This is a genomic window from Kitasatospora sp. NPDC127111, assembly GCF_042677465.1.
Taxonomy (GTDB): domain Bacteria; phylum Actinomycetota; class Actinomycetes; order Streptomycetales; family Streptomycetaceae; genus Kitasatospora.
On sequence record NZ_JBHXTG010000037.1, the window covers coordinates 36784 to 57336 of the forward strand.

Annotated in this window: 20 protein-coding genes; 14 read left to right on the forward strand and 6 right to left on the reverse strand. The window is 75.4% G+C overall.

Going from position 1 to position 20553, the window contains the following annotated elements; all coding sequences use genetic code 11:
- Positions 1-18: 18 nt before the first annotated feature.
- The 4 genes from ACFVHB_RS22270 (at position 19) to ACFVHB_RS22285 (ending at position 4686) form a co-directional block, all read left to right on the forward strand.
- Positions 19-1098 (forward strand): hypothetical protein, encoded by a 1080-nt coding sequence (locus tag ACFVHB_RS22270; protein WP_380324865.1) that lies wholly within the window; start codon positions 19-21, stop codon positions 1096-1098.
- Positions 1099-1314: 216 nt separating this feature from the next.
- Positions 1315-2658, forward strand: a complete 1344-nt coding sequence (locus tag ACFVHB_RS22275) for a C40 family peptidase (protein WP_380324867.1) — start codon at positions 1315-1317, stop codon at positions 2656-2658.
- A 95-nt stretch (positions 2659-2753) separates the two neighbouring features.
- Complete coding sequence (locus ACFVHB_RS22280; RefSeq protein ID WP_380324869.1) at positions 2754-3326, forward strand: GNAT family N-acetyltransferase; 573 nt, start codon at positions 2754-2756, stop codon at positions 3324-3326.
- Between the two features lie 55 nt (positions 3327-3381).
- The gene (locus ACFVHB_RS22285; RefSeq protein WP_380324871.1) at positions 3382-4686 is read left to right on the forward strand and encodes a GNAT family N-acetyltransferase; all 1305 of its coding nucleotides are present in this window, start codon (positions 3382-3384) and stop codon (positions 4684-4686) included.
- A gap of 166 nt (positions 4687-4852) precedes the next feature.
- Here the strand turns inward: ACFVHB_RS22285 and ACFVHB_RS22290 are convergent, their stop codons facing one another.
- Entirely contained in the window at positions 4853-5695 is an 843-nt protein-coding gene (locus ACFVHB_RS22290; RefSeq protein ID WP_380324874.1) for a TetR family transcriptional regulator, read from the reverse strand.
- A 236-nt stretch (positions 5696-5931) separates the two neighbouring features.
- Between ACFVHB_RS22290 and ACFVHB_RS22295 the strand changes: the two genes are divergently transcribed.
- Positions 5932-6462: a GNAT family N-acetyltransferase gene (locus ACFVHB_RS22295; RefSeq protein WP_380324877.1), complete on the forward strand. Its 531-nt coding sequence runs from the start codon at positions 5932-5934 to the stop codon at positions 6460-6462.
- On the opposite strand, the gene ACFVHB_RS22300 is transcribed toward ACFVHB_RS22295, so the two are convergent.
- Together ACFVHB_RS22300 and ACFVHB_RS22305 are read right to left on the reverse strand one after the other, a co-directional pair.
- The gene (locus tag ACFVHB_RS22300; RefSeq protein ID WP_380324880.1) at positions 6453-6932 is read right to left on the reverse strand and encodes a macro domain-containing protein; all 480 of its coding nucleotides are present in this window, start codon (positions 6930-6932) and stop codon (positions 6453-6455) included. The two genes, ACFVHB_RS22295 and ACFVHB_RS22300, sit on opposite strands and share 10 nt — an antisense overlap.
- Positions 6933-6941: 9 nt before the next feature.
- On the reverse strand, positions 6942-8234 hold the full coding sequence (locus ACFVHB_RS22305; RefSeq protein ID WP_380324883.1) for an MFS transporter: 1293 nt from the start codon (positions 8232-8234) through the stop codon (positions 6942-6944).
- A gap of 110 nt (positions 8235-8344) precedes the next feature.
- Between ACFVHB_RS22305 and ACFVHB_RS22310 the strand changes: the two genes are divergently transcribed.
- Entirely contained in the window at positions 8345-9319 is a 975-nt protein-coding gene (locus tag ACFVHB_RS22310; protein ID WP_380324886.1) for a LysR family transcriptional regulator, read from the forward strand.
- Positions 9320-9605: 286 nt separating this feature from the next.
- On the opposite strand, the gene ACFVHB_RS22315 is transcribed toward ACFVHB_RS22310, so the two are convergent.
- A complete protein-coding gene (locus ACFVHB_RS22315) occupies positions 9606-10217 on the reverse strand; it encodes a YceI family protein (RefSeq protein ID WP_380324889.1) in 612 nt (203 codons plus the stop codon).
- Positions 10218-10430: 213 nt separating this feature from the next.
- On the opposite strand from ACFVHB_RS22315, the gene ACFVHB_RS22320 reads away from it, so the two are divergent.
- From ACFVHB_RS22320 to ACFVHB_RS22340, 5 genes are all read left to right on the forward strand, one after another.
- Positions 10431-11606 carry a MerR family transcriptional regulator gene (locus ACFVHB_RS22320; RefSeq protein WP_380324892.1) on the forward strand — a complete coding sequence of 392 codons (1176 nt, stop codon included), beginning with the start codon at positions 10431-10433 and terminating at the stop codon, positions 11604-11606.
- A 120-nt stretch (positions 11607-11726) separates the two neighbouring features.
- Positions 11727-12359 (forward strand): nucleoside deaminase, encoded by a 633-nt coding sequence (locus ACFVHB_RS22325; RefSeq protein ID WP_380324895.1) that lies wholly within the window; start codon positions 11727-11729, stop codon positions 12357-12359.
- An 883-nt stretch (positions 12360-13242) separates the two neighbouring features.
- Positions 13243-13659, forward strand: coding sequence for a helix-turn-helix domain-containing protein (locus ACFVHB_RS22330; protein WP_380324898.1), 417 nt, complete (start codon positions 13243-13245; stop codon positions 13657-13659).
- Between the two features lie 18 nt (positions 13660-13677).
- Positions 13678-14229, forward strand: a complete 552-nt coding sequence (locus tag ACFVHB_RS22335) for a hypothetical protein (protein WP_380324901.1) — start codon at positions 13678-13680, stop codon at positions 14227-14229.
- A 140-nt stretch (positions 14230-14369) separates the two neighbouring features.
- Positions 14370-14711, forward strand: a complete 342-nt coding sequence (locus tag ACFVHB_RS22340; protein WP_380324904.1) for a DUF2516 family protein — start codon at positions 14370-14372, stop codon at positions 14709-14711.
- Between the two features lie 153 nt (positions 14712-14864).
- On the opposite strand, the gene ACFVHB_RS22345 is transcribed toward ACFVHB_RS22340, so the two are convergent.
- Positions 14865-16319, reverse strand: coding sequence for a PP2C family protein-serine/threonine phosphatase (locus ACFVHB_RS22345; RefSeq protein ID WP_380324907.1), 1455 nt, complete (start codon positions 16317-16319; stop codon positions 14865-14867).
- A gap of 239 nt (positions 16320-16558) precedes the next feature.
- Here ACFVHB_RS22345 and ACFVHB_RS22350 point away from each other — a divergent pair, with 239 nt between their 5' ends.
- Positions 16559-17137 carry an O-acetyl-ADP-ribose deacetylase gene (locus ACFVHB_RS22350; RefSeq protein ID WP_380324910.1) on the forward strand — a complete coding sequence of 193 codons (579 nt, stop codon included), beginning with the start codon at positions 16559-16561 and terminating at the stop codon, positions 17135-17137.
- A gap of 168 nt (positions 17138-17305) precedes the next feature.
- Here ACFVHB_RS22350 and ACFVHB_RS22355 read toward each other — a convergent pair whose 3' ends face one another.
- The gene (locus ACFVHB_RS22355) at positions 17306-18136 is read right to left on the reverse strand and encodes a class I SAM-dependent methyltransferase (protein WP_380324913.1); all 831 of its coding nucleotides are present in this window, start codon (positions 18134-18136) and stop codon (positions 17306-17308) included.
- A gap of 408 nt (positions 18137-18544) precedes the next feature.
- Here ACFVHB_RS22355 and mshA point away from each other — a divergent pair, with 408 nt between their 5' ends.
- Both mshA and ACFVHB_RS22365 read left to right on the forward strand, forming a co-directional pair.
- On the forward strand, positions 18545-19897 hold the full coding sequence (mshA, locus tag ACFVHB_RS22360; RefSeq protein ID WP_380324975.1) for a D-inositol-3-phosphate glycosyltransferase: 1353 nt from the start codon (positions 18545-18547) through the stop codon (positions 19895-19897).
- 72 nt (positions 19898-19969) lie between these two features.
- The gene (locus ACFVHB_RS22365) at positions 19970-20551 is read left to right on the forward strand and encodes a YbjN domain-containing protein (protein WP_380324916.1); all 582 of its coding nucleotides are present in this window, start codon (positions 19970-19972) and stop codon (positions 20549-20551) included.
- Positions 20552-20553: the final 2 nt, after the last annotated feature.

The window sequence follows — 20553 nt, forward strand, 5'->3', positions numbered from 1 at the left end:
GGAACGAAGGTAAGACCCATGACCACACTGCTGGACGGCTACCGCGAGCACATCGTCGCCGCGCACAAGCAACCGCTGTTCCTGCTGCTGGTCGGATTCATCACGTCCTTCGTCTTCATCCGTTTCAGCGTGCGGATGATCAGGGCCCAGGTGCGCTGGTGGCCGGGCAACGTCACCCCCGGCGGGCTGCACATCCACCACATGGTGTTCGGCCTGGGCTTCCTGCTGGCCGGCGGCATCGGGGTGTTCGCGACCTACGGCGGCCACCCCTGGATCGACGTGTTCGGGCTGCTCTTCGGCATCGGCTGCGGCCTGGTGCTGGACGAGTTCGCGCTCATCCTGCACCTGGACGACGTCTACTGGAGCGAGCAGGGCCGCAAGTCGGTCGACGCGGTGATCTTCGGCATCCTCTTCACCGGCCTGCTGCTCATCGGGTACGTGCCGCTCGGCGCGGAACCCGGCGAGGAGACCCGCTGGGGCCTGGTCACGGTGATCTCGGTGAACGCGCTGGCCATGATCGTCACCCTGCTCAAGGGCAAGATGTGGACCGGCCTGCTCGGCATCATGGTGCCCGGCCTCTCCTGGATCGGAGCCGTCCGGCTGGCCCGGCCGAGCAGCCCGTGGGCGCGCTGGCGCTACACCACCCGCCCGCGCCGCCGGGCCCGGGCGCTCCGGCGCGAGCGCCGACTGCACCGGCGTGCGGACATCGCCCGCACCTGGCTCTTCGACCTGATCGCCGGCGCCCCGGACAAGGTGCCCGCCGGCCACCCGGCCGCCCACCGGGTCGCCGAGCGGATGGCGGCCCGGGCCTCCGCCCACCTCGACGCCCACGCCGCCCGCGCGCTGGCCCGGCGCTCCGCCCGGCTGGCCGACCGCCGCTCGGCGGCCGCGGCCGCCGCGACGCAGGGGGCGCCGGCTCCCGCCCACGGCGCCGGCGGCGGTGGCCGCGAGCCCGGCACCCGGCGCCGGGCCGAACAGCGGCGGCGCTCCGTCCGGGCCGGCCGCACCCGCACCCACGCGGTGCGCCCGACCGGCCTGGAGCCCCGGCCGGACCGCCACCCCCACCTGCGGACGCACACCCGCCGGATCCGCCGGTAGTCCGGGTGCCCCCTGCGCGTGGCCGGAGTTGACGCCAGGTCGGATCATCCGACGGGTCACCCGGCCGGCGGTGCGGGCTTACGGCGCGAAGGCGGCCCGGCTTGAGATCATGACGACGCGTAACCGATCCGTCGCGTGACGGGATGTCCCGCCGGGCCCGCTCGACCCCGCCACCGCGCCCGGCGCTCCCGTCCGAGACCTGAGAAGGGATGTCTCGTGGCGCGCAGGCTCCTGCCGGCCCTCCTGTTCCCCCTCACCCTGTCCCTCGCCGCACTGCTCGGGCTGCTCCCCGTGGCCGTGGCCGCCGCCCCGGTCCCGGTGGACCCCGACCCGGCCACCGGCACCTCCCTGGCCGACGAGCCGCACCCCTCCGCCGAGGACATCGACCGGGCCCGGGGCGAGGCCGACCGCCGGGCCGCCGCGGTGACCGCCATCGAAGCCGGGCTGGCCGAGGCCAGGGCCGAGCTCGACCGGGCCGGCCGGGTGGCCGAAGAGGCCGTCGAGGCCTACAACGGCGCCCGGCTCGCGCTGACCCGCGCCCGCGCCGAGGAGTCCGCCGCGGTCGGCCGGGCCGCCTCCGCCGAGGCCGAGCGGGCCGCGGCCGCCGAGGACGCCGCCGCGCTGGCCGCGGAAACGTACCGTCAGGGCGCCACCGCCGAACTCTCCGCGATCAACGCCCTGATCGGCGCCCGCGGCCCGCGCGAGGCCGGCGACCGGGCGGCGGTGGTCGGCGTGGCCAGCGACCGCACCCGGCAGATCCTCGACGCCGCCACCTCCACGGCCGCCGCCGCGGCCCGCGCCTCGGCCGCCGCCCGCGCCGCGACCGAGGCCGCCGAGAAGGCCGCCGCCGAGGTCGGCGCCGCCCGGGACCGGGCGGAGGCCCGGATGTCCGCCCGGCGGATCCAGGTCGTCGGTACCGGCCGCCGCCGCGAACAGCTCCTCGCCGACCTCGCCGCCGCCCGCCGCACCACCGTCGAGCTGGAGCGGCAGCGGCGCGAGGCCCTGGAGGCGATCGCCGCCCGCGAGGCCGAGGCGGCCGCCCGGGCCGCAGCCGAGAAGGCCGCTGCGGACCGGGAAGCCGCGGACCGGGAAGCCGCGGACCGGGCCGCCGCGGAACAGGCCGCAGCCGAGGCGGCGAGGGCGGACGCGGCCAAGGCCCCCGCGGACGGACCGCCGCCCGACCGTCCCTGGTCGGCGGAGGGCGCGGCCGCCGCCGTCGACTACGCCCGCTCCAAGATCGGCCTGCCGTACGTCTGGGGCGGCGAGGGGCCCGGCGGCTACGACTGCTCGGGCCTGACCATGATGGCCTGGCGCCAGGGCGGCCGGTCGCTCAACCACTTCGCCGCCGACCAGTACGCCCGGAGCACCCCGATCGGCTACCGCGAGCTCCGCCCCGGGGACCTCGTCTTCTGGAGCGACACCGGCCGCGCCGCCGACATCCACCACGTCGGCCTCTACATCGGCGACGACCAGATGATCGAGGCCCCCCGGGCCGGCATGCCGATCAAGCAGGCCAGCCTCTGGATCATGGGCACCCCGGACTTCTACGCCAGGCCGTAGCGGGCGCGCGGGTCGGCGGCGGGGGCGGGTTCGTCGCGCGGCGGGCCGTTGTCGGTGCCCCGCCGTACGCTGGCGAGCGGCGGAAGGGGTGTCGAATGAGGCTGCGGGACGTCGAACCGGGGGATGTCGGGGCCTACGTCCGGATGCGCTGCGACCCGGTGATGATGGCGGAACTGGGCGGGCCCCTGCCGGAGGAGGGCATCGCGGACAAGGTGCGCCGGGACGTGCTCGACGCGGCGGCGGACCGCGCGTGGATCAAGATGATCGTCCCGGACGGTGCCGCACCCGGCGTGGTGGCCGGGTCGGTCGTGCTCTGGTCGCACGAGGACGAGGACGGGGGCGAGGACGAGGACGGGGGCGAGGACGGGGACGGGTGCCCCGGCGGCGCGGGCGGGGTGATCTCCGAGATCGGCTGGATGGTGCTGCCGGAGTTCCAGGGCCGCGGCCTCGGCAAGGCGGCCGTCCGGGAGCTGCTCGACCTGGCCGCCCGGGACGGCCGGTGGGGCCCGGTGCACGCCTTCCCGGCGACCACCAACGGTCCGTCCAACGGCATCTGCCGGGCACTCGGCTTCCGGCGGGCCGGTGTGCGGGAGGTCGAGTTCGCGGGCCGGCCGCTGCGCGTCAACCACTGGATCGTGGACGCAGGACCGGTCCCGGATCCGTCCTGACCGGCGGCGGATAAATGGGATGCCGCCGTCCGGGGCCCCGCCGTACCGTGGGCGAATGGGCAACGATGCGTACGGCGGGCCTCGTGATCCGGGGAGCGGCCGACTGAACGAAGGCACCGGCGGGATCGTCGTCAGGGCGGTCGCCGAGGACGAGGTCGAGGGCTGGGACCGGGCACTCGCGATGGGCTTCCTGCGCTCGCACGTGGAGAGCGCGGCCGACTTCCGCCGCCGGCAGTGGGAGCCCGGCCGGATGCTCGCGGCCGTGGACGACGGGCGGTTCGTCGCCACCTACCGGAGCTACGACGTCGAGCTGACCGTCCCGGGCGGTGCCGTCGTCCCGGCGAACGCGATCACCTCGGTCACCGTCACGGCCACCCACCGCCGCCGCGGCCTGCTGAGCCGGATGATGCGGGGGGACTTGACCGCCGCCCGCGAGCGCGGCTCGGCCGTCGCCGTCCTGATCGCCGCCGAGTACAACATCTACGGCCGGTTCGGCTTCGGTCCGGCCACCCGCGGCCACGGCTGGAACGTCGACCTGCACCGTGCCCGCGGCCTGCGCGAGGGCCTGCCCACCGTGCCCGGTGGCCGGATCGAGTTCCTCACCATGGCCGAGGTGCGCAAGGTGGGCCCCGAGCTGCACGACCGCTGGCGGGTCACCCAGCCCGGCGCCCTCGCCCGCGACGAGCTGTGGTGGCAGCGCCACACCGGCGAGCTCTCGGTGCCGGGCTTCGAGTGGAAGGAGCCCTTCGTGGCCCTCCACCGGGACGCCGAGGGCACCGCCACCGGTCTGGTGGTCTACCGGGTCGACGACACCTGGGACGGCAGCTACCCGAACTGCACGCTCACCGTGGTCAACTTCTTCGCCATCGACCGGGCCACCGCCGCCGAGTTGTGGCGGTTCGTGCTCTCGGTCGACTGGGTGCGCAAGGTCGTGGTCGAGAACCTCGGCCCGGACGACCCGCTGCCGCTGCTGCTCGGCGACCCGCGCGCCGCCACCCCCTACGTGGACAACGCCGACTTCATGTGGCTGCGGGTGCTCGACGTCGAGGCCGCGTTCAACGCCCGGACGTACGGCGCTCCCGGCCGGACGGTGCTGGAGGTGGAGGACGGGGACGGCTTCGCGGCCGGGCGCTGGGCCATCGAGGTCGCCGCCGACGGCACCGGCCGCTGCACCCGCACCGCCGACGAGGCCGACCTCGCGCTGAGCGCCTCGATGCTGGGCGCGCTGTACCTCGGCGGGGAGACGGTCCCGCGGCTGGCCGCGGCCGGCCTGGTCACCGAGCTGCGCCCGGGTGCGGCCGCGGCCGCCGACCTGCTGCTGCGGACACCGCTCTCCGCCTGGAACCCGGACGGCTTCTGAGCCCGGGTCACGCCGCTCCGGCTCCCTGGCCGGACCGCTCTGCCGTCGCGCCGGAAACCGCCGACGGCAGGGCGGTCCGGCCGTCTCACGCGGTCCGGCCGTCTCACGCGGTCCGGCCGTCTCACGCGGTCCGGCCGTCTCACGCGGTCCGCGGCCGAGGCGGCCGCTACTTCGTGGCGGTCTTCCCGATGGTGGGCAGGATGAAGTCCTGAATGAGGCCCTTGGCATCGCGGACGATCGGCCGGAACACCCGGTAGCGCGAGAGGTTGATCACCCGGGCGGCCATGGGAGTCGACCGTCGGACGAATTCCCGCGTCCTCTCCGTGTCCGGAGTCCGGTCGAAGACCCAGTAGAGCACCACGATCATGAGGTGCAGCCACAGCACGTCGGGCAGCAGCTCGACCAGTTCGGCGTCCAGCTTCGGCGCCAGCTCGGAGCCCTGCAGCACGTCGCGGAACAGTTGGACCGCCGTCGCCCGGGCCGGGTGGGACTCGTTGGAGAACGGGCTCAGCGAGCTGGTCGGGTCGGCGGCGGTGCGGAAGAACTGCGCCGCGAACTCGTGGTACGGGGCGGCCGTGTCGAGCCAGGAGGTCAGGGCGATTTCCAGGCGTTCGGAGAAATCCCGCGTACCGGCCATGCGCTTCCTGGCATCCGCCGCGTGGTCGTACGTCATCCGGTCGTAGAACCCCTGGATCAGGAATTCCTTCGCCGAGAAGTAGTAGTAGGCATTGCCGACCGAAACGCCCGCCTCGGTGGCAATGGCGCGCATCGTGGTCTTCTCGTAGCCGCGCTCCTGGAAGAGCCGCATCGCGGTCTCCAGGATCAGGGCCCTGGTCGCCTCGCTCTTGTCCGTCTTCGGCTTGGCCCTTCCCCCCGGAAGCTCCGCCGGAGCAGGGGTGCGCACCTCGGCGGGCCGTGCTGCCGGGGCTTCCGGCGTACCGGCCGCACCCGTGGTGCTGTCCGTGCCGCTCGTGCCGTTGGTTCCGTTCGTCGCTGCCAGGTCGTCCACGCTCCGAGCCTAGCCGGACCGGCGACCGGCCCCGGAGCGGTCAACTCCGGGGCCGCCGTGCCCGGCCGGATCGGTCAGCTCCAGCCGGTGTCGGAGCGGCCGGTACCGGATGCCCCCTCCGCATCCGGTACCGCCGCTCCGCCCCCAGTTCTTTCGAACGCGTTCAAAAGCATGGGCATGACTCTAGGGGGAGGCGTTGAACATGTTCAAGTCGAGTTCTGTGGGAGGCTCGTCACATGAACGCCACCATCCGTCGCGGCACCGTCCGGGACGCCGCAGCCGTCGCCGATCTGCACGCCCTCAGCTGGCGCACCGCGTACGCCGGCATCGTCCCGGCCCGGGCGCTCGGTGACGGGTTGGCGGCCGAACGCCGCGAGCTCTGGACGCTGCGGCTGTCCGCCGACTACGGCGAGCCGGCCAACGCGCCCGAGCTGCTGATCGCCGAACTCGACGGCGACACCGTCGGGTTCGCCTACCTGGTGCCGCAGCCGGACGGGCGGGTGCTGCTGGACAACCTGCACGTCCGGCCCGGCCGGACCGGTGGCGGCATCGGCCGGGCGCTGCTGGACGAGGCCCGGGCGCACGTCGCCCGGCGCCACCCCGGGGCCACCCTCTACCTGGAGGTGCTGCGCGACAACACCCGCGCGGTCGCCTTCTACGAGCGCGCGGGCGGCCGCCGGACGGCGGAGCAGGAGGGCGTCTTCCCGGGCGGCCACGTGCTGCCCGAGTACGAGTACAGCTGGCCGGCCGCCGGGCCTCAGTCGTAGTCGTAGACCGTCACCGACACCCCCCGCTCCACCAGCCGGGCCGTCACCAGCGGCTCGACCAACTCCCAGCGTCCGCCCGCCAGTCCACAGCCGATCCGGGGCATGTGGACGGACGCGCCGAGCTCCAGGGCCCGGTCGGCCAGCGTGGCCAGCGCGGTGTCGATCGCCCCGTACCGCACCGGCGCTCCGCTCGACCGGCCGGTCCGGATGCCGCGCTGGCCGACCAGGTTCGCGACCCAGACCTGCGGTTCGACCCGCACCAGCTGTACGGCGCCCAGCCCGAAGTCGTTCTTCGCCCGCTCCCGGTGCCAGCGCCGGTACGCCGCCTCCGGCTCCGGCCAGCGCCGCGACACCGCCAGCACGAAGCCTTTGCCCCAGCCCCCGAGGTCGTTGCACACGTGGGCGATCACCTTCGCGCCCTTCGCCTGCGGCGAGGTCGCATCACCACGGAGGTACCGGATCCCGTTCATGCCGGGACGCTATCCCGCGGCGCCGACCAGGTGTTCGGATTTTTCCGGTGCCGCCGGGGCGTCGGGTGCCGCCGGGGCGGCCGGGGTGGCTGGTGCGGCCGGGGTGCCCGGGGTGCGCAGGTGGCGGCGGCCGGCCAGGGCGATCAGCAGGGCGAGCGCGGCGGCCCCCGCCGGCAGCCAGTAGCCGGTGCCGGGCGGGGCCTGTTCGGCCACCGCACCGGCCAGCGAGGCGCCGGCCGAGATGCCGACCACGATGCCCGACACCGCCACCGCCATGCCCTCGTTCAACTGCCGTGCCGGCAGCAGCTCCTGGACCAGCATCATGCCGGTGGCCATGGTCGGCGCGGTGCCCGTCCCGGCCGCGAACAGCGTGACGCCGAGCACCGTCAGGTCTGCGCCGCCCGCCCCGGCGGCCAGCGGCAGGAGCAGCAGCGCGGCCATCGCCGCGACGCCGAGCAGGAACCGGGCCCCCGGCGCCCGGCGCGGCCGCAGCACCCCGAAGACCAGCCCGGCCACGCAGGAACCGGCCGCGACCATCGCCAACAGCCCGCCCGCCACCGGCTTCTGCCCGAGCGCGTCGGCGTACGCCACGGTGGTCAGCTCCGTCGAACCGAAGACCAGGCCGGTGGCGAGGAAGGTCAGCAGCAGCACCCGCAGCCCGGGCACCCGCAGCGGCGAGCCGTGCCGGGTGCCCGCCACGCGCTCCGCGAGCGGGGGCTCGGTCCGCCGCTGGGCGGCGAAGAGCAGGGCGCCGGTGGAGCCGACCACCCCGGCGGTGACCAGGCCGGCCTCCGGGGCGACGGCGGTGCACAGCACCATCGCGAGCACCGGCCCGGCCATGAAGCACAGCTCGTCCAGCGCCTGTTCGAAGGAGTTGGCGAGGTGCCGGGCGGCCGGGTCGGCCCGGTACAGGTGCGCCCAGCGGGCCCGCGCCATGCCACCGAGGTTCGGCGCCGCCGCGCCGGCCGCCCAGCAGGCGTACAGCGTCCAGTCGGGCGCGCCGGAGCGGACGCAGAGCAGCAGGCCGGCGAACGGGACGGCGTTGTACAGCGTGGCCGGGACGGTGACCCGCGCCTGCCCGTACCGGTCCACCAGGCGGCCGATCAGCGGCATGCCGATCGCCCCGGTGGCCAGGCCGGCCGCCGAGACGGTGCCGGCCAGGGCGTACGAGCCGCGCCGTTCGGCGATCAGCACCACCAGCGCGACCCCGGTCATCGACATCGAGAGCCGGCCGAGCAGCCCGGCGAGGGTGAAGGCGGCGGTGCCGGGCCGGGCGAACAGCCGCCGGTAGGACGCGAGCATGGGACTCCGAGGACGTGGGGGAGGGATGCCTCCAGCCTCACGCAGCCGTCCGACGGCCGTCCAACACCTGTTTCGCCGCACTGACAACACGATGTTGTTAATCTGCCGCCATGCCCTCCGACCTGCACCCCCGGCTGCTCCGCGGCTTCGTCACGACGGCCGAGACCCTGCACTTCGGCCGGGCCGCCGAGCGCCTGCACGTCGCGCAGCAGGCGCTCAGCCGGGACGTCCGCGCGCTGGAGCGGCTGCTCGGCGACGCGCTCTTCACCCGGACCACCCGCAGCGTCGAACTCACCGGGGCCGGGCAGCGGTTGCTGCCGAAGGCGCGGCAACTGCTGGCCCTGCACGACGAGATCCTGACGGCCGCCGAGCAGCGCCCCCTGCTGCTGGACGTCAACAGCGACGTCAGCGGCCCCGACCTGACCTCCGACCGGCTGCTCGGGCCGGCTCGGGCGGCCTGGCCGAACGGCGACATCCTGGCCCGCTACCTCGGCGGCCTCGCGGCGGCGGCCGAGGCGCTGATCGCCCACCGGCTGGACGCCTCGCTCGGCCGCTTCGCCGGTCTGGACGCCCGGGTGCGATCCCAACTCGCGCAGGTGCCGGTGCGGTTGGAGCGCGTCTCGGTGATGATGCCGGACACCCACCCGCTGGCCGGCCGCCCGGTGCTGCGGCTCGCCGACCTGGCGGGCCACCCGGTCGACATCTGCGCCGGGAACCCGGCCACCACCGAGTGGGCCGACCTCGGCGCCCGGCTGCTGCGCGAGCACGGGCTGACGGCGGCCGCGCCGTACGTCCCGCCGGTCGGGGTGGAGGAGACGGCCCGTTACCTCACCCGGCACGGCGACCCGATGCTGACCACCACCAGCGGGCCGCTCATCCGGGGCGTGGTGAACGTGCCGCTGGTCGACCCGGTGCCGCTCAGCCTGGTCAGCCTGGTGCACCGCCCGGGCCTGCGGCACCCCGGCCTGACCGCCCTGCTGACGGCGGCCGCCGAACTCGGCGCGCGGGAGGGGTGGTTGCGCCGCCCGGCGGGCAGCTGGCTGCCGGCGGCCGATGCCGCGTTGCTGGAGGCGTCGGCGCGCTGAACCCCGTGCCGCGGGGCTCCGGACCGCCGGGTTCCGGACGGCTGGGTGTCGGGACGGCTGGGTTCCGGACGGCCGGGTCGTGCGGCTGGGTGGCGTCCGCCGGGTTCCGCGCCGCTGGTTCGATTCCCTGCCGCCGGGCCGGAATTCGGCGGCGTCGGCGGTTGTTGGGGCCCGGAGACGACCCCACCCCTGCCGCTCGGGGGTCGGCAGGGGTGGGTCGTGTGCGGGGCGGTCGTGGTGGCGGCCGCGGTGGTGCCCGTCGGGGCAGTGGCCGTGGTCGGCCGGTTCAGGCCGCCTTGACGGCGGAGATGTCGAAGCTGAGCTTGACCTTCTCGCCGATCAGCACGCCGCCGGTCTCCAGGGCCGCGTTGTAGGTGAGGCCCCAGTCGGTGCGGTCCAGCACGGCCGAGCCCTCGAAGCCGACCCGCTCGGCGCCGTACGCGTCGGTGGCGCTGCCGGTGTAGTCGAGGTCCAGCACGATCGGCCGGGTGGTGTCCTTGATGGTGAGCTCGCCGGTCATCCGGTAGGTGTCGCCGCGCAGCCGCTCGGCGGAGGTGCTGCGGAAGCGGATCTCCGGGTAGGTCTCGGCGGCGAAGAAGTCCCCGGTGCGGAGGTGCTCGTCGCGCTGGGCCTGGTTGGTGTCGATGCTCGCGACCTTGATCACGAGTTCGGCGCTGGAGTTGCCCGGCGTGGTGCCGTCCAGGTGCAGCTTGCCGTCGTACTCGGTGAAGCGGCCCTTAACGTTGGTGACCATGGCGTGGCGCACCGAGAAACCGACCTCGCTGTGGGTGGTGTCGATGGCCCAGTCGCCCGTCAGGTGGCCCAGGTCCGGGCCCGCGGGGGCCTCGACGACGGCGGTGGCGGTGGTGGCGTTCTTGGTGCGGTTGAAAAGGCCCATGGCTCCTCCTCGGGTTCGAAGCCAGTTGTTTAGGCTTCAACTTGTTGCCTCCACTGTAGGACGCTTTCGTTCAAAGTTCAACCACTGGCGCGGGCAATCCGCGCAGACCACCCGGACGGGGGAGCGGCGGCCCGCGCCGCCCGGTACGGTCGACCCCGGTCCGGCCCCGTGCGGCTTGACCCTCGACCCGGTCGAGGCCCGAGAGTCCCAGGCATGGAGAGCGACCTGCGCAGCATCGGTGAGCTGGCCCGCGACAGCGGCCTCGGCGTCAGCGCGCTGCGCTTCTACGACGGCGCCGGCGTCCTCACCCCCGCCTGGGTCGACCCGCAGACCGGCTACCGCTGGTACGCGCCCGGCCAGCTCGCCGACGCCCGGCTGATCTGCCGGCTGCGCCGGGTCGGGCTGCCGCTGGCCGGCATCCGGGCCGTGCTCGGCGCGGCCCCCGGCTCCGGCGCGGCCCGGCAGGTGGTCGACGCGCACCTACGGCGGCTGGAGGACGGGCTCGCCGATGCCCGCCGGGAGCTCTCCCTGATCCGCAGGCTCATCGACCAGAGGGAGAACCCCGTGACCGCCACACCCGTCGAGCACCGTTTCACCGTTCCCGCCCACGAGTTGGCCGCCGCTCTGGACGCGGTCCGCTTCGCGGTCGGCGGCGACCCCGAGGTGCCGATGCTGTCCGGCGTGCTGTTCGACCTGGACGGCGGGCTGCTGCGGCTGGTCGCCACCGACCGGTACCGGATGGCGCTGGCCGAGCTCCCGGTGACGTCCGGGCTGCCGGGCGCGTCCGAGCCGCCGGTCGCGTCCGGGTCGGCGGCCCCGTCCGGGTCGGTGGGCGCAGGAGCCCCCGCGGGCTCCTCGGTCGCCGCTATCGTGCCGACCGCGCTGGTCGACGGCGTCCGGGCGCTGCTCGGCTCGGGCGCCGAGCACGCCGAACTGGCGCTCGGGGCGGGCCGGTTCCGGGCCGGCACCGGCGGCCACCTCATCGAGGGCGCCACCCTGGACCACGACTACCCCGACTACCGCTCGCTGGTCCGGCTCGACCCGGTCCACCGGGTCGGCCTGCCCGCCACCGAGCTGCGCGGTGCGGTCGAGTCCGGGGCGACCCGCAGCCTGCCCTCCGGCCCGCACGGCGCCGCCTGCGAGGTCACCGTGCTCGCCCTCGACGGGGACGGGCGGCTCAGCGTCGCCGCCGACGGCGCGGAACCGGCTCCCGGGGACGTCCGGGTGGCGGTCAACCGCGACTTCCTGCTGGACGCCCTCCGGGCCGGCGGTCCCGAGCAACTCGTCCTCGAAATCACCGGCCCGATCGCCCCGTTGGCCATCCGGACGGCCGGCCGTGACGGCACCTACTCGATCCTGATGCCGATCCGCGTCCCCGAACCGGTCTGACCCCCCGGGCCCCCTCGCCCGCCCCGCGCTCCCCGGTACGAGCCGTAGGTTCGTGCGGTCCGTGCGATCCGTGCGATCCGACAGTGCCGAAGCCGGGCCGGCCCTCACTAGCCTCGCGGGATGGGGACCACCGAGAGCTTCGAGTCGGCCTGGGCAGCACTCGCGCCGGCCGCCCGCCGCTGCCTGGAACTGGCCCACCGTTCCTGGCTCGACGGCGGCCTGCCGGTGGGCGCGGTGCTCACCGACGCCGACGGCGCGATCGTCGCCGAGGGCCGCAACCGCGCCTACGACCCGCCCGGCGGTCCGGACCTCCTCCAGGGCTCCCCGCTCGCCCACGCCGAGCTGAACGCGCTCGCCCACGCCCGCACCGACTGGGACCTCGGCATCCACACCCTGTGGAGCAGCCACCAGCCGTGTGAGATGTGTGCCGCGGCCGCGTCCTTCACCGGCGTCGGCGCGGTCCGGCACCTCGCCCCGGACCCGTGGGCCGTCGCCGCCGGGCACACCGCGGAAGCCGCTCCGGCCGGCCCGCGGTGGGCGGGCGTGGTGGCCAACCTGCTCTTCCTCGCCGACGCCGTCCGGGCCGGCGGCCCGGACCACCGCACCGTGCGGACCGCCCTGGCCGCGGACCCGCTCACCGCCCGCCTGGCCCTCGACCTCGCCGGCGGGTCCGCTACCCCCGCGGGCACGCTCCCCGCTCTGATCGCCCCCCGCTGGCCGGCGATCACCGCGGCGGCCGCGCCGGGCGGCTGACGGACGCCCGGTGGGCGGTGTCCCCGCCTCGGCCGCCGCCGTCGACAGCGCCACATCCTCGGCGAGGAGCGCGCGGGCGGGGCCCCCGCCGGGGTGCACCCCGGGCCCGCCGCCTCGACCGGCGAAGGAGCCGCGGACGATGACCGGGAACGTCCCCGCGGCGCCGACGGACCTCGACGGGAGGGAGCGGTTCCGCCTGGCCGGCCACCACGGATTCGCGCGCACCGGCCGCGCACCGGCCGCGCACCGGCCGCTCCGAGCGTGCCGGAGCTCGCCCGGCTCACCGGACTCGCCCCCGACCAGGTGCGTCGGGAACTGCGCGCCCTTCACGACAGCCATGACGTGATGGCCCCCTTCGCGTCCGTACTGCTCGGCATTTCCGGCATGGGGACGCACACCCGGCGGTGGGGCGGCTGCGCCTGGGACTCCTTCGCCCTGCCCCTCCTCCTCCGGGACGAACCCGACGGGCTGGTAGCCACCCGCTGCCAGGCCTGCGCCGCCCCGCACGCCTGGGTGGTCGGCCGGGACGCACCGCCGCAGGGCGACCAGGTGGCCCGTTTCCTCGTCCCCATGCACTTCGGGCCTGGGACGACGTCGTGCGCCCCTGCGGCAACCGGCGCCTGTTCCGCTCCGCCGACTGCGTCGACACCTGGCCGCGGAAGACCGGTCAGCAGCGCGGTCGCGTCATAGACCTGGGCACCCTGTGGCGCCTCGCCCGCGACCGGTGCACCGGGCGCCCGAGCCGGGCCACACCCGGAGCGACCCCGCCTCCGCCGCGGCCTACTTCGCCGAGGTCGGCCTGCGCGGCACGTCCCGGCGCGCCGTGGTTGCTGTTGCTAGCGGCTTGCTTGCAATTGCAAGCGGAGTGGGGCAGGCTGGTCGCATGGCCTCACTGAATGTCGGTTCGCTGGGCGAGTACATCCGCGAGCAGCGGCGGAATGCGCAGTACTCGTTGCGGCAGCTGGCGGAGGCCGCCGGCGTGTCCAATCCCTACCTCAGCCAGATCGAGCGAGGGTTGCGCAAGCCGAGTGCGGAGATCCTCCAGCAGATCGCCAAGGCGCTGCGGATCTCGGCGGAGACGCTGTACGTCCAGGCCGGGATCCTGGAGGAGCGGCGGGGGGAGGGCCTGGAGTTGCGGGCCTCGATCCTGGCCGATCCGCTGATCAACGAGCAGCAGAAGCAGGCGCTGCTCGCGGTCTACGACGCCTTCCTCAAGGAGAACGCCGCCCGCAAGGACACGGACGCGGTGCCCGACGACCCCGAGGCCGACGGTCCGAGGACCGCCGGCCCGGCAACCTAGACCCACGGGAGACCAGTCATGGCGATCACGGACGAGATCAAGAAGACCCTGAGCGACCCGACCCCGCTCTACGCCCTCGCCGGTGCGGGCGACCTCGCCTACGAGAAGCTCCGCGAGGTGCCCGGCAAGGTCGAGGCGCTGGCCGCGGACCGCAAGGGCACGCAGGAGAAGGCCACCGCGAAGCTCCAGGAGGCGCAGAGCCGGCTGGTGGACGCGCAGGCGAAGGTCGCCGGCACGGTGAGCACCCTGCCCGCCGACCTGAAGGAGCTCCAGGAGAAGGCGCAGAGCTTCGCGCTCGCGCAGGTCGGCCGTGCGGTCGAACTGGCGGTGAAGGCCAAGGAGGCCTACGACGAGCTCGCCGAGCGCGGCAAGGGCGTGGTCGACCGGAGCCGTCCCGCCGAGGGCGCCCCGGCCGCCGTGCAGCCGGCGGGTGCGGAGGCGGTGGCCGAGGAGCCCGAGCCGGTCGACGCCGAGCTGGTCGAGGACGACGAGACCGCGGCGGAGGCCGAGGAGCCCGCCGCCGGGCCCACCGCCAAGAAGTCCGCCCGGGGCCGGAAGAGCGCCGAGTAGGGCACAGCGGCCGACCACGGAACGTTGACAGCGTGGTGGGCGGGCCGCCGTGCCAGGATGGGCGGCGGCCGGAGAGCCGGAGCCGGGACGCACGGGACGTACGGGACGCGCGAGGCGCGTGAGACGCAGAGGAGACCGGAATGGGCCAGATCCTGGGCCTGCACTACCTCAACCCGTTCTGGTGGGTGGGCGTCGCCATCCTGGGTTTCAAGCTGTTCGCCCTGATCGACGCGGCCGTCCGCCGGGAGGACGCGTACCGGGCGGCGGACAAGAAGACCAAGGGGTTCTGGCTGGCGATCCTGGGGGCGGCGTTCGGCCTCGACCTGCTCTTCGGGGTGGACCTCCTGTACAGCTTCCTGACCATCGCCGGTCTGGTCGCCGCGATCGTCTACATGGTCGACGTGCGCCCCGCGATCAAGGAGCTGACCAGCCGGGGCGGCGGGGGCGACCGGCGCAACATGGGCCCGTACGGCCCCTGGTAGACCGGGGCGGGTAGGCCGGAGCCGCGGAAACGACGACGAGCCCCGGAGGCACGGATGGTCCCGCGCGCCGGGGCTCGTCCGTGCCTCCGGGGCTCGCCCGTGCCGCCGGCTCCCGTCCGGTCAGTCCTCGTCCCGGTCAGCTCTCCCGGCCGGTCAGCCCAGGATCAGTTGGACCGGGTTGCGCTCCAGCAGCAGCACGGCGACGTCATCCGTCAGAGCGCCGCCGTTCAGCTCCTCGACCTCGGCGATCGCGCTGTCCACCAGGCGGCCCCTGGTCAGCCCGGCGGACTGGTGGTCACCGATGAGGTCGGCCAGCCCGTCCTGACCGAGGCGGCGCGACCCGGCGCCGACCCGGCCCTCGATCAGCCCGTCGGTGTAGAGCAGCAGCCGCCAGCCCGGGTGGAGTTCGAGCCGGTGCGGGGGCCAGGTGGCCTGGCCGTCGTCGCAGGGCAGCAGGCCGAGTGCGGGGCCGGCGAGGTCGGCGGGCAGCGTCACCGGCTTGCAGTCGGCGCCGAGCAGCAGTGGTGCGGGGTGCCCGGCGAGGTAGAGCCGGGCGTGTTCGACGGCGCCGAGCGAGTCCAGCCGGCCGGCGGCGTCGCCGGGCTCGATGACCAGCATGCAGAGCGTCGCGAAGATCTCGTCGCTGCGCCGCTCGTGCTCCAGCACGTGCTGGAGGGTGGTCAGCAGGGCCTCGCCGGTGAGGCCCGCGAAGACGAGGGTGCGCCACGCTATCCGGAGCGCCACGCCGAGCGCGGCCTCGTCCGGGCCGTGGCCGCAGACGTCGCCGATCACCACGTGGACGGTCCCGTCGTCGGTGCGGACCGCGTCGTAGAAGTCGCCGCCGAGCAGGGCGCGGCGGCGGCCGGGCCGGTAGCGGCGGGTGAAGGAGAGCCCGGCGCCGTCCAGCAGCGGGGTGGGCAGCAGGTGACGCTGGAGCCGGGCGTTCTCCTGGCCGCGCAGCTCGGCCTCGACCAGCCGGCGCTGAGACTCGTCGGCGCGCTTGCGCTCGACCGCGTAGCGCAGGGCGCGGGCGAGCAGCGGGCCGTCGGTCTCGTTCTTGATCAGGAAGTCCTGGGCGCCGGCGGCCACCGCGGCGGCGCCCAGTTCGGCGCCGGCGGCGTCGGTGAGCACCACGACGGCGGTGTGCGGGGCCCGGCGGAGCAGCTCGTGGAGGCCCTCCAGGCCGTCCGAGGCGTCCGAGGGGTGGGGCAGGTCGGCGGGGGCGTCGAGGTCGAGCAGGACGCAGCTGAAGTCGGCGCCGCGCGGTCGGCCGCGCCGCGCGGGGGCCAGCAGCTCGGCGGCCTGGTCCAGCCCGCGGGCCCAGTGGATCTCGATCGGGGCACCGCTGTCGGCCACCGCGGCCTTGAGCAGCTGGGCGTCGGAGGCGTCGTCCTCGATCACCAGCAGCTTGAGCGGAGCGGCCGGGGTCGCGGCGGCCGGTCCGGCGGCGCCGGAGTCCGACCGGGGGTGGGGTATCGGGGGAGGCGCCGTGGCCGGGCCGGCCGGCCGGTCGTCGGACCGGTCTCGGGCACGGCCGGAACGGGCACCGTCGAGGGTGCCCGGCAGGTCGGCGGCACCAGGTGCCCGCCCGTCTCCCGTTGCGGGCATCGGCTGATCCTCCCTTTCCCCGAGTGCGTAACGGTCGGCGTCCGTCCGCAGTGCCCGCCTGGCACCCTGCGTCGGGGAACTTCTCGCGACCATAACGTGATCTCCGGGGAACTCTCTGGCCGACCGGCACGGTTGTGGTAAGTGCCACGCCGGTGGCGGTGTGGTGGAACCGGACAGGGGCGACGGCCGGAGCCCGTACCGGCGGGCGCCGGCGCGGGCCGGAGAGGACGGTCGCGGTGGTGACGCGGATCACCCTGGTCGAGGGTGACATCACGGAACAGCAGGTGGACGCGGTGGTGAACGCCGCCAATTCCTCTCTGCTCGGCGGCGGCGGGGTGGACGGTGCGATCCACCGCAAGGGCGGGCCGCTGATTCTGGAGGAGTGCCGCAGGCTCAGGGCCTCGCACTTGGGCCGGGGTCTGCCCACGGGGCAGGCGGTGGCGACCACGGCAGGGCGGCTGCCGGCCCGCTGGGTGGTGCACACCGTGGGGCCGGTCTACCGGGAGGAGGAGTACGACGAGCGGGCGGAGCTGTTGGCCTCCTGCTACCGCGAGTCGCTCCGGGTGGCGGCGGAGCTGGGCGCGCGGACGGTGGCCTTTCCGGCGGTGTCGGCCGGGGTGTACGGGTGGCCGCTGGACGACGCGGCCCGGATCGCGCTCGGCACCGTCGCGGCCGCGGGGCCCGGGCCGGTGCGAGAACTGACGGAGGTGCGGTTCGTGCTCTTCGGCGCCGAGGCGTACCGGACGTTCGAACGGGAATGGCGGGCGATGGAGTCGGAGGTGCGGGAGTGGACGGAGGGGCGGGAGGAGCAGGACTGAGGCGCTGGTCGGATGGGCGCTGGCCGGATGCCCCCCATGGTGGCGTGACGAGGCGTCAACACGCCAGAGATATTCGATAACTCGTTCGAGTGAATCCCCGGGCTCGATCACCAGCCCCGCCCAGCCGGCACCCCGCCCGGCCCCGCCCCGCCCGGGAGCGGGCCGGACCTACGGGGCGAGCGCCGTCCAGGGCACGGTGACCTCGCCCTGCCGCCACCGCCCGCGCGCGTCCACCAGCGGCCAGCTGCCCGCCAGCGCCGTGCACGCGGCCACCCAGCGCTGCCGGGCGCCGAACGCCCCGTAGGGCGCGGCCGCCGCCCAGGCCCGGTCGAAGTCGGTCAGGAAGGCGTGCACCGGCCGGCCCGGCACGTTGTGGTGGATCAGCGCCTTCGGCAGCCGTTCGGCCAGGTCGGAGGGTTGCCCGAGGCCGCCGAGCCGGGCCGCGAAGGTCACCGTCCGCGGGCCCTCCGGGCCCAGCGCGACCCAGACGTGCCGGCGCCCGATCTCGTCGCAGGTGCCCTCGACCAGCAGCCCGTCCGGCGCCAGCCGGGCGCGGAGCCGGTCCCACACCGCGGCCACCGCCGACTCCTCGTACTGCCGCAGCACGTTGGCGGCCCGGATCAGCTGCGCGGGCGCCCCGCCGTCCAGCGGCACCTCGAAGCCGCCGCGCCGGAAGCTGAGCAGCGGCGGCTCGGCGTACGGCAGCGCGGCCGTGACCCGCTCCGGCTCGATCTCGATCCCCACCACCCGGACGTCCGGCCGGACGGCCCGCAGCCGGCCGGAGAGCTCGACCGCCGTCCACGGCGCGGCGCCGTACCCGAGGTCGACGGCCACCGGCGGCCGGGCGGCGGAGCGCAGCGCCGGGCCGAGCGTGTGGGCGATCCAGCGGTCCATCCGCCGCAGCCGGTTGGTATTGGTGGTGCCGCGCGTCACGGTTCCCACCGGCCGCGCCGCCCGCCCGCGGGCAGGCGTGGTCACGGAGTCGAAGGAGGCGGCCATGCCCAAAAGCGTACGCGGCCGCCCCCGCGCCCCCGTCCGCCCGCCCGGCCCCGCTCCGCCCGCCGGTCGGCCGCCTCGCCCGCCGCCGGTCCGCCCCCGCCCGCGGCCCCGCCCCCGCGCGCTGGGCCCCGCTCCGGCGCGCCCGGCGCCGCGCGGGCCCGGCCGGCCGCCACCGTGGGCCATCTCATGGGCCGAGACGGGAATGCCGATCGGTGACCACGTGGTTGGCACACTGGTGGTGATGTGTGCCCGGACGGGGCAGCAGGCCGGCGCGTCGTGAACGGTGGCGCGGCGGAGCGGCGTGGGCGGTCGCGCACACACCGGACAGCAGGCAGCAGCCGAGCAGGCTGCGGAGACGGGCAGCACAGAGGAGGCTTCAGCCAGGTGATCCAGCACCCCGTCCGTTCGATGCGCCGTGCCCAGCCGGCCGCGCCCGCGCGAGGCCGGCTCCAGTCGCTGGTCACGGGCGGCCGCCGCCGCCCGCGCCGGATCGCCATGCTCAGCGTCCACACCTCCCCGCTGCACCAGCCGGGCACCGGCGACGCCGGCGGCATGAACGTCTACATCGTGGAGCTGGCCAAGCGGCTCGCCGCGCTGGACATCGAGGTCGAGGTCTTCACCCGGGCGATCTGCTCGGACGACGCGCCCACCGTCGAGCTGGCCCCGGGCGTCCTGGTGCGGCACGTCACCGCCGGCCCGTACGAGGGGCTGGTGAAGGAGGACCTCCCGGCCCAGCTCTGCGCCTTCACCCACGGGGTGCTCCGCACCGAGGCCGGTCACCGTCCCGGCCACTACGACCTGGTGCACTCGCACTACTGGCTCTCCGGCCAGGTGGGCTGGCTGGCCGCCCAGCGCTGGGGCGTGCCGCTGGTGCACACCATGCACACCATGGCGAAGGTCAAGAACGCCGCGCTGGCCGAGGGCGACACCCCCGAGCCGGCCGCCCGGGTGATCGGCGAGACGCAGGTGGTCGAGGCCGCCGACCGGCTGATCGCCAACACCACCGAGGAGGCCGCCGAGCTGGCCCTGCACTACGCCGCCCGCCCGGACCAGCTGGCCGTCGTGCACCCGGGCGTCAACCTGGACGTCTTCCGTCCGGGCGGTCCGGAGGCCCGCGCGGCCGCCCGGGCCCGGCTCGGCCTGCCGCAGGACGCCGCGGTGCTGCTGTTCGCCGGCCGGATACAGCCGCTGAAGGCGCCGGACGTGCTGCTCCGCGCGGTCGCGGCGCTGCTGGAGCGGCGGCCGGAGCTGCGCGAGCGGCTGGTGGTCCCGGTGGTCGGCGGGCCGTCCGGCACCGGGCTGGCCAAGCCCGAGAGCCTGCACAAGCTCGCCGCCCAGCTGGGCATCTGCGACGTGGTCCGGTTCCACCCGCCGGTCGGCCAGGCGCTGCTCGCCGACTGGTACCGCGCGGCGACGGCGCTGGTGATGCCCTCGTACAGCGAGTCCTTCGGGCTGGTCGCGCTGGAGGCGCAGGCCTGCGGCACGCCGGTGGTGGCGGCCGCGGTCGGCGGCCTGCCGGTCGCGGTCCGCGACGGCGTGACCGGCACCCTGGTCCGCGGCCACGACCCGCAGGCCTGGTCGCACGCCCTGGAGCCGTACGTGACCGACCCGGGTCTGCTCGCCCGGCAGGGTGCGGCGGCCGCCCGGCACGCCGCCGGCTTCGGCTGGGACACCGCGGCGGCGACCACCGCCGAGGTGTACGCCGGCAGCCTCGCCCGCCCGGCCGGCCGTCTGGCCGGTGCCCGGCGGCTGCTCGCCTGACCGGGCAGCGGCTTCGCGCCGCGGCCGGTGAGGTGCTGCGCGCCGCCCGTACCGCCGAGTAACGTCACCTCCATGGCAATCCGCACCAAGGACGAGGCCCGCTCCCTCCTGCGCACCGCCCTGGACGACGCCGGGGTGGCCTGGGAGCCGGCCACCACCGACCCGTACACGCTGGTGGCGACCCTCCCGGGCACCCGGAAACTGAACACCACCTGCGCGCTCCGGGTCGGCGACCACACCCTCTCGGTGAACGCCTTCGTGATCCGCCGCCCGGACGAGAACCACGAGGCGGTCTACCGCTGGCTGCTGGAGCGCAACACCCGGCTGTACGGCGTCGCCTACGCGATCGACGCGCTGGGCGACGTCTACCTGGCCGGCCGGCTGCCGCTGGAGGCGCTCACCCCGGACGCCGTCGACCGGCTGCTCGGGACGGTGCTGGAGAACGCCGACGAGCCGTTCAACACCCTGCTGGAGCTGGGCTTCGCCTCCGCCATCCGGCGGGAGTGGGAGTGGCGGACCAAGCGCGGGGAGTCCACCCGCAACCTGGCCGCCTTCGCCCACCTCGCCGCCCCGGCCACCGGAGCGCCCGCCGAGGCACCCGACCCAGCGGCGGCCGCCGAAGCACCCGCCGCCGAAGCATCCGCCGCCGAGTAGCC

Coding starts and splice junctions, on each gene's coding strand:
- ACFVHB_RS22270 (WP_380324865.1), top strand. CDS start 19: ATGACCACACTGCTGGACGGCTACCGCGAGCACATCGTCGCCGCGCAC.
- ACFVHB_RS22280 (WP_380324869.1), top strand. CDS start 2,754: ATGAGGCTGCGGGACGTCGAACCGGGGGATGTCGGGGCCTACGTCCGG.
- ACFVHB_RS22285 (WP_380324871.1), top strand. CDS start 3,382: ATGGGCAACGATGCGTACGGCGGGCCTCGTGATCCGGGGAGCGGCCGA.
- ACFVHB_RS22295 (WP_380324877.1), top strand. CDS start 5,932: ATGAACGCCACCATCCGTCGCGGCACCGTCCGGGACGCCGCAGCCGTC.
- ACFVHB_RS22300 (WP_380324880.1), bottom strand. CDS start 6,932: ATGAACGGGATCCGGTACCTCCGTGGTGATGCGACCTCGCCGCAGGCG.
- ACFVHB_RS22305 (WP_380324883.1), bottom strand. CDS start 8,234: ATGCTCGCGTCCTACCGGCGGCTGTTCGCCCGGCCCGGCACCGCCGCC.
- ACFVHB_RS22310 (WP_380324886.1), top strand. CDS start 8,345: ATGCCCTCCGACCTGCACCCCCGGCTGCTCCGCGGCTTCGTCACGACG.
- ACFVHB_RS22315 (WP_380324889.1), bottom strand. CDS start 10,217: ATGGGCCTTTTCAACCGCACCAAGAACGCCACCACCGCCACCGCCGTC.
- ACFVHB_RS22320 (WP_380324892.1), top strand. CDS start 10,431: ATGGAGAGCGACCTGCGCAGCATCGGTGAGCTGGCCCGCGACAGCGGC.
- ACFVHB_RS22325 (WP_380324895.1), top strand. CDS start 11,727: ATGGGGACCACCGAGAGCTTCGAGTCGGCCTGGGCAGCACTCGCGCCG.
- ACFVHB_RS22330 (WP_380324898.1), top strand. CDS start 13,243: ATGGCCTCACTGAATGTCGGTTCGCTGGGCGAGTACATCCGCGAGCAG.
- ACFVHB_RS22335 (WP_380324901.1), top strand. CDS start 13,678: ATGGCGATCACGGACGAGATCAAGAAGACCCTGAGCGACCCGACCCCG.
- ACFVHB_RS22340 (WP_380324904.1), top strand. CDS start 14,370: ATGGGCCAGATCCTGGGCCTGCACTACCTCAACCCGTTCTGGTGGGTG.
- ACFVHB_RS22345 (WP_380324907.1), bottom strand. CDS start 16,319: ATGCCCGCAACGGGAGACGGGCGGGCACCTGGTGCCGCCGACCTGCCG.
- ACFVHB_RS22355 (WP_380324913.1), bottom strand. CDS start 18,136: ATGGCCGCCTCCTTCGACTCCGTGACCACGCCTGCCCGCGGGCGGGCG.
- mshA (WP_380324975.1), top strand. CDS start 18,545: ATGCGCCGTGCCCAGCCGGCCGCGCCCGCGCGAGGCCGGCTCCAGTCG.
- ACFVHB_RS22365 (WP_380324916.1), top strand. CDS start 19,970: ATGGCAATCCGCACCAAGGACGAGGCCCGCTCCCTCCTGCGCACCGCC.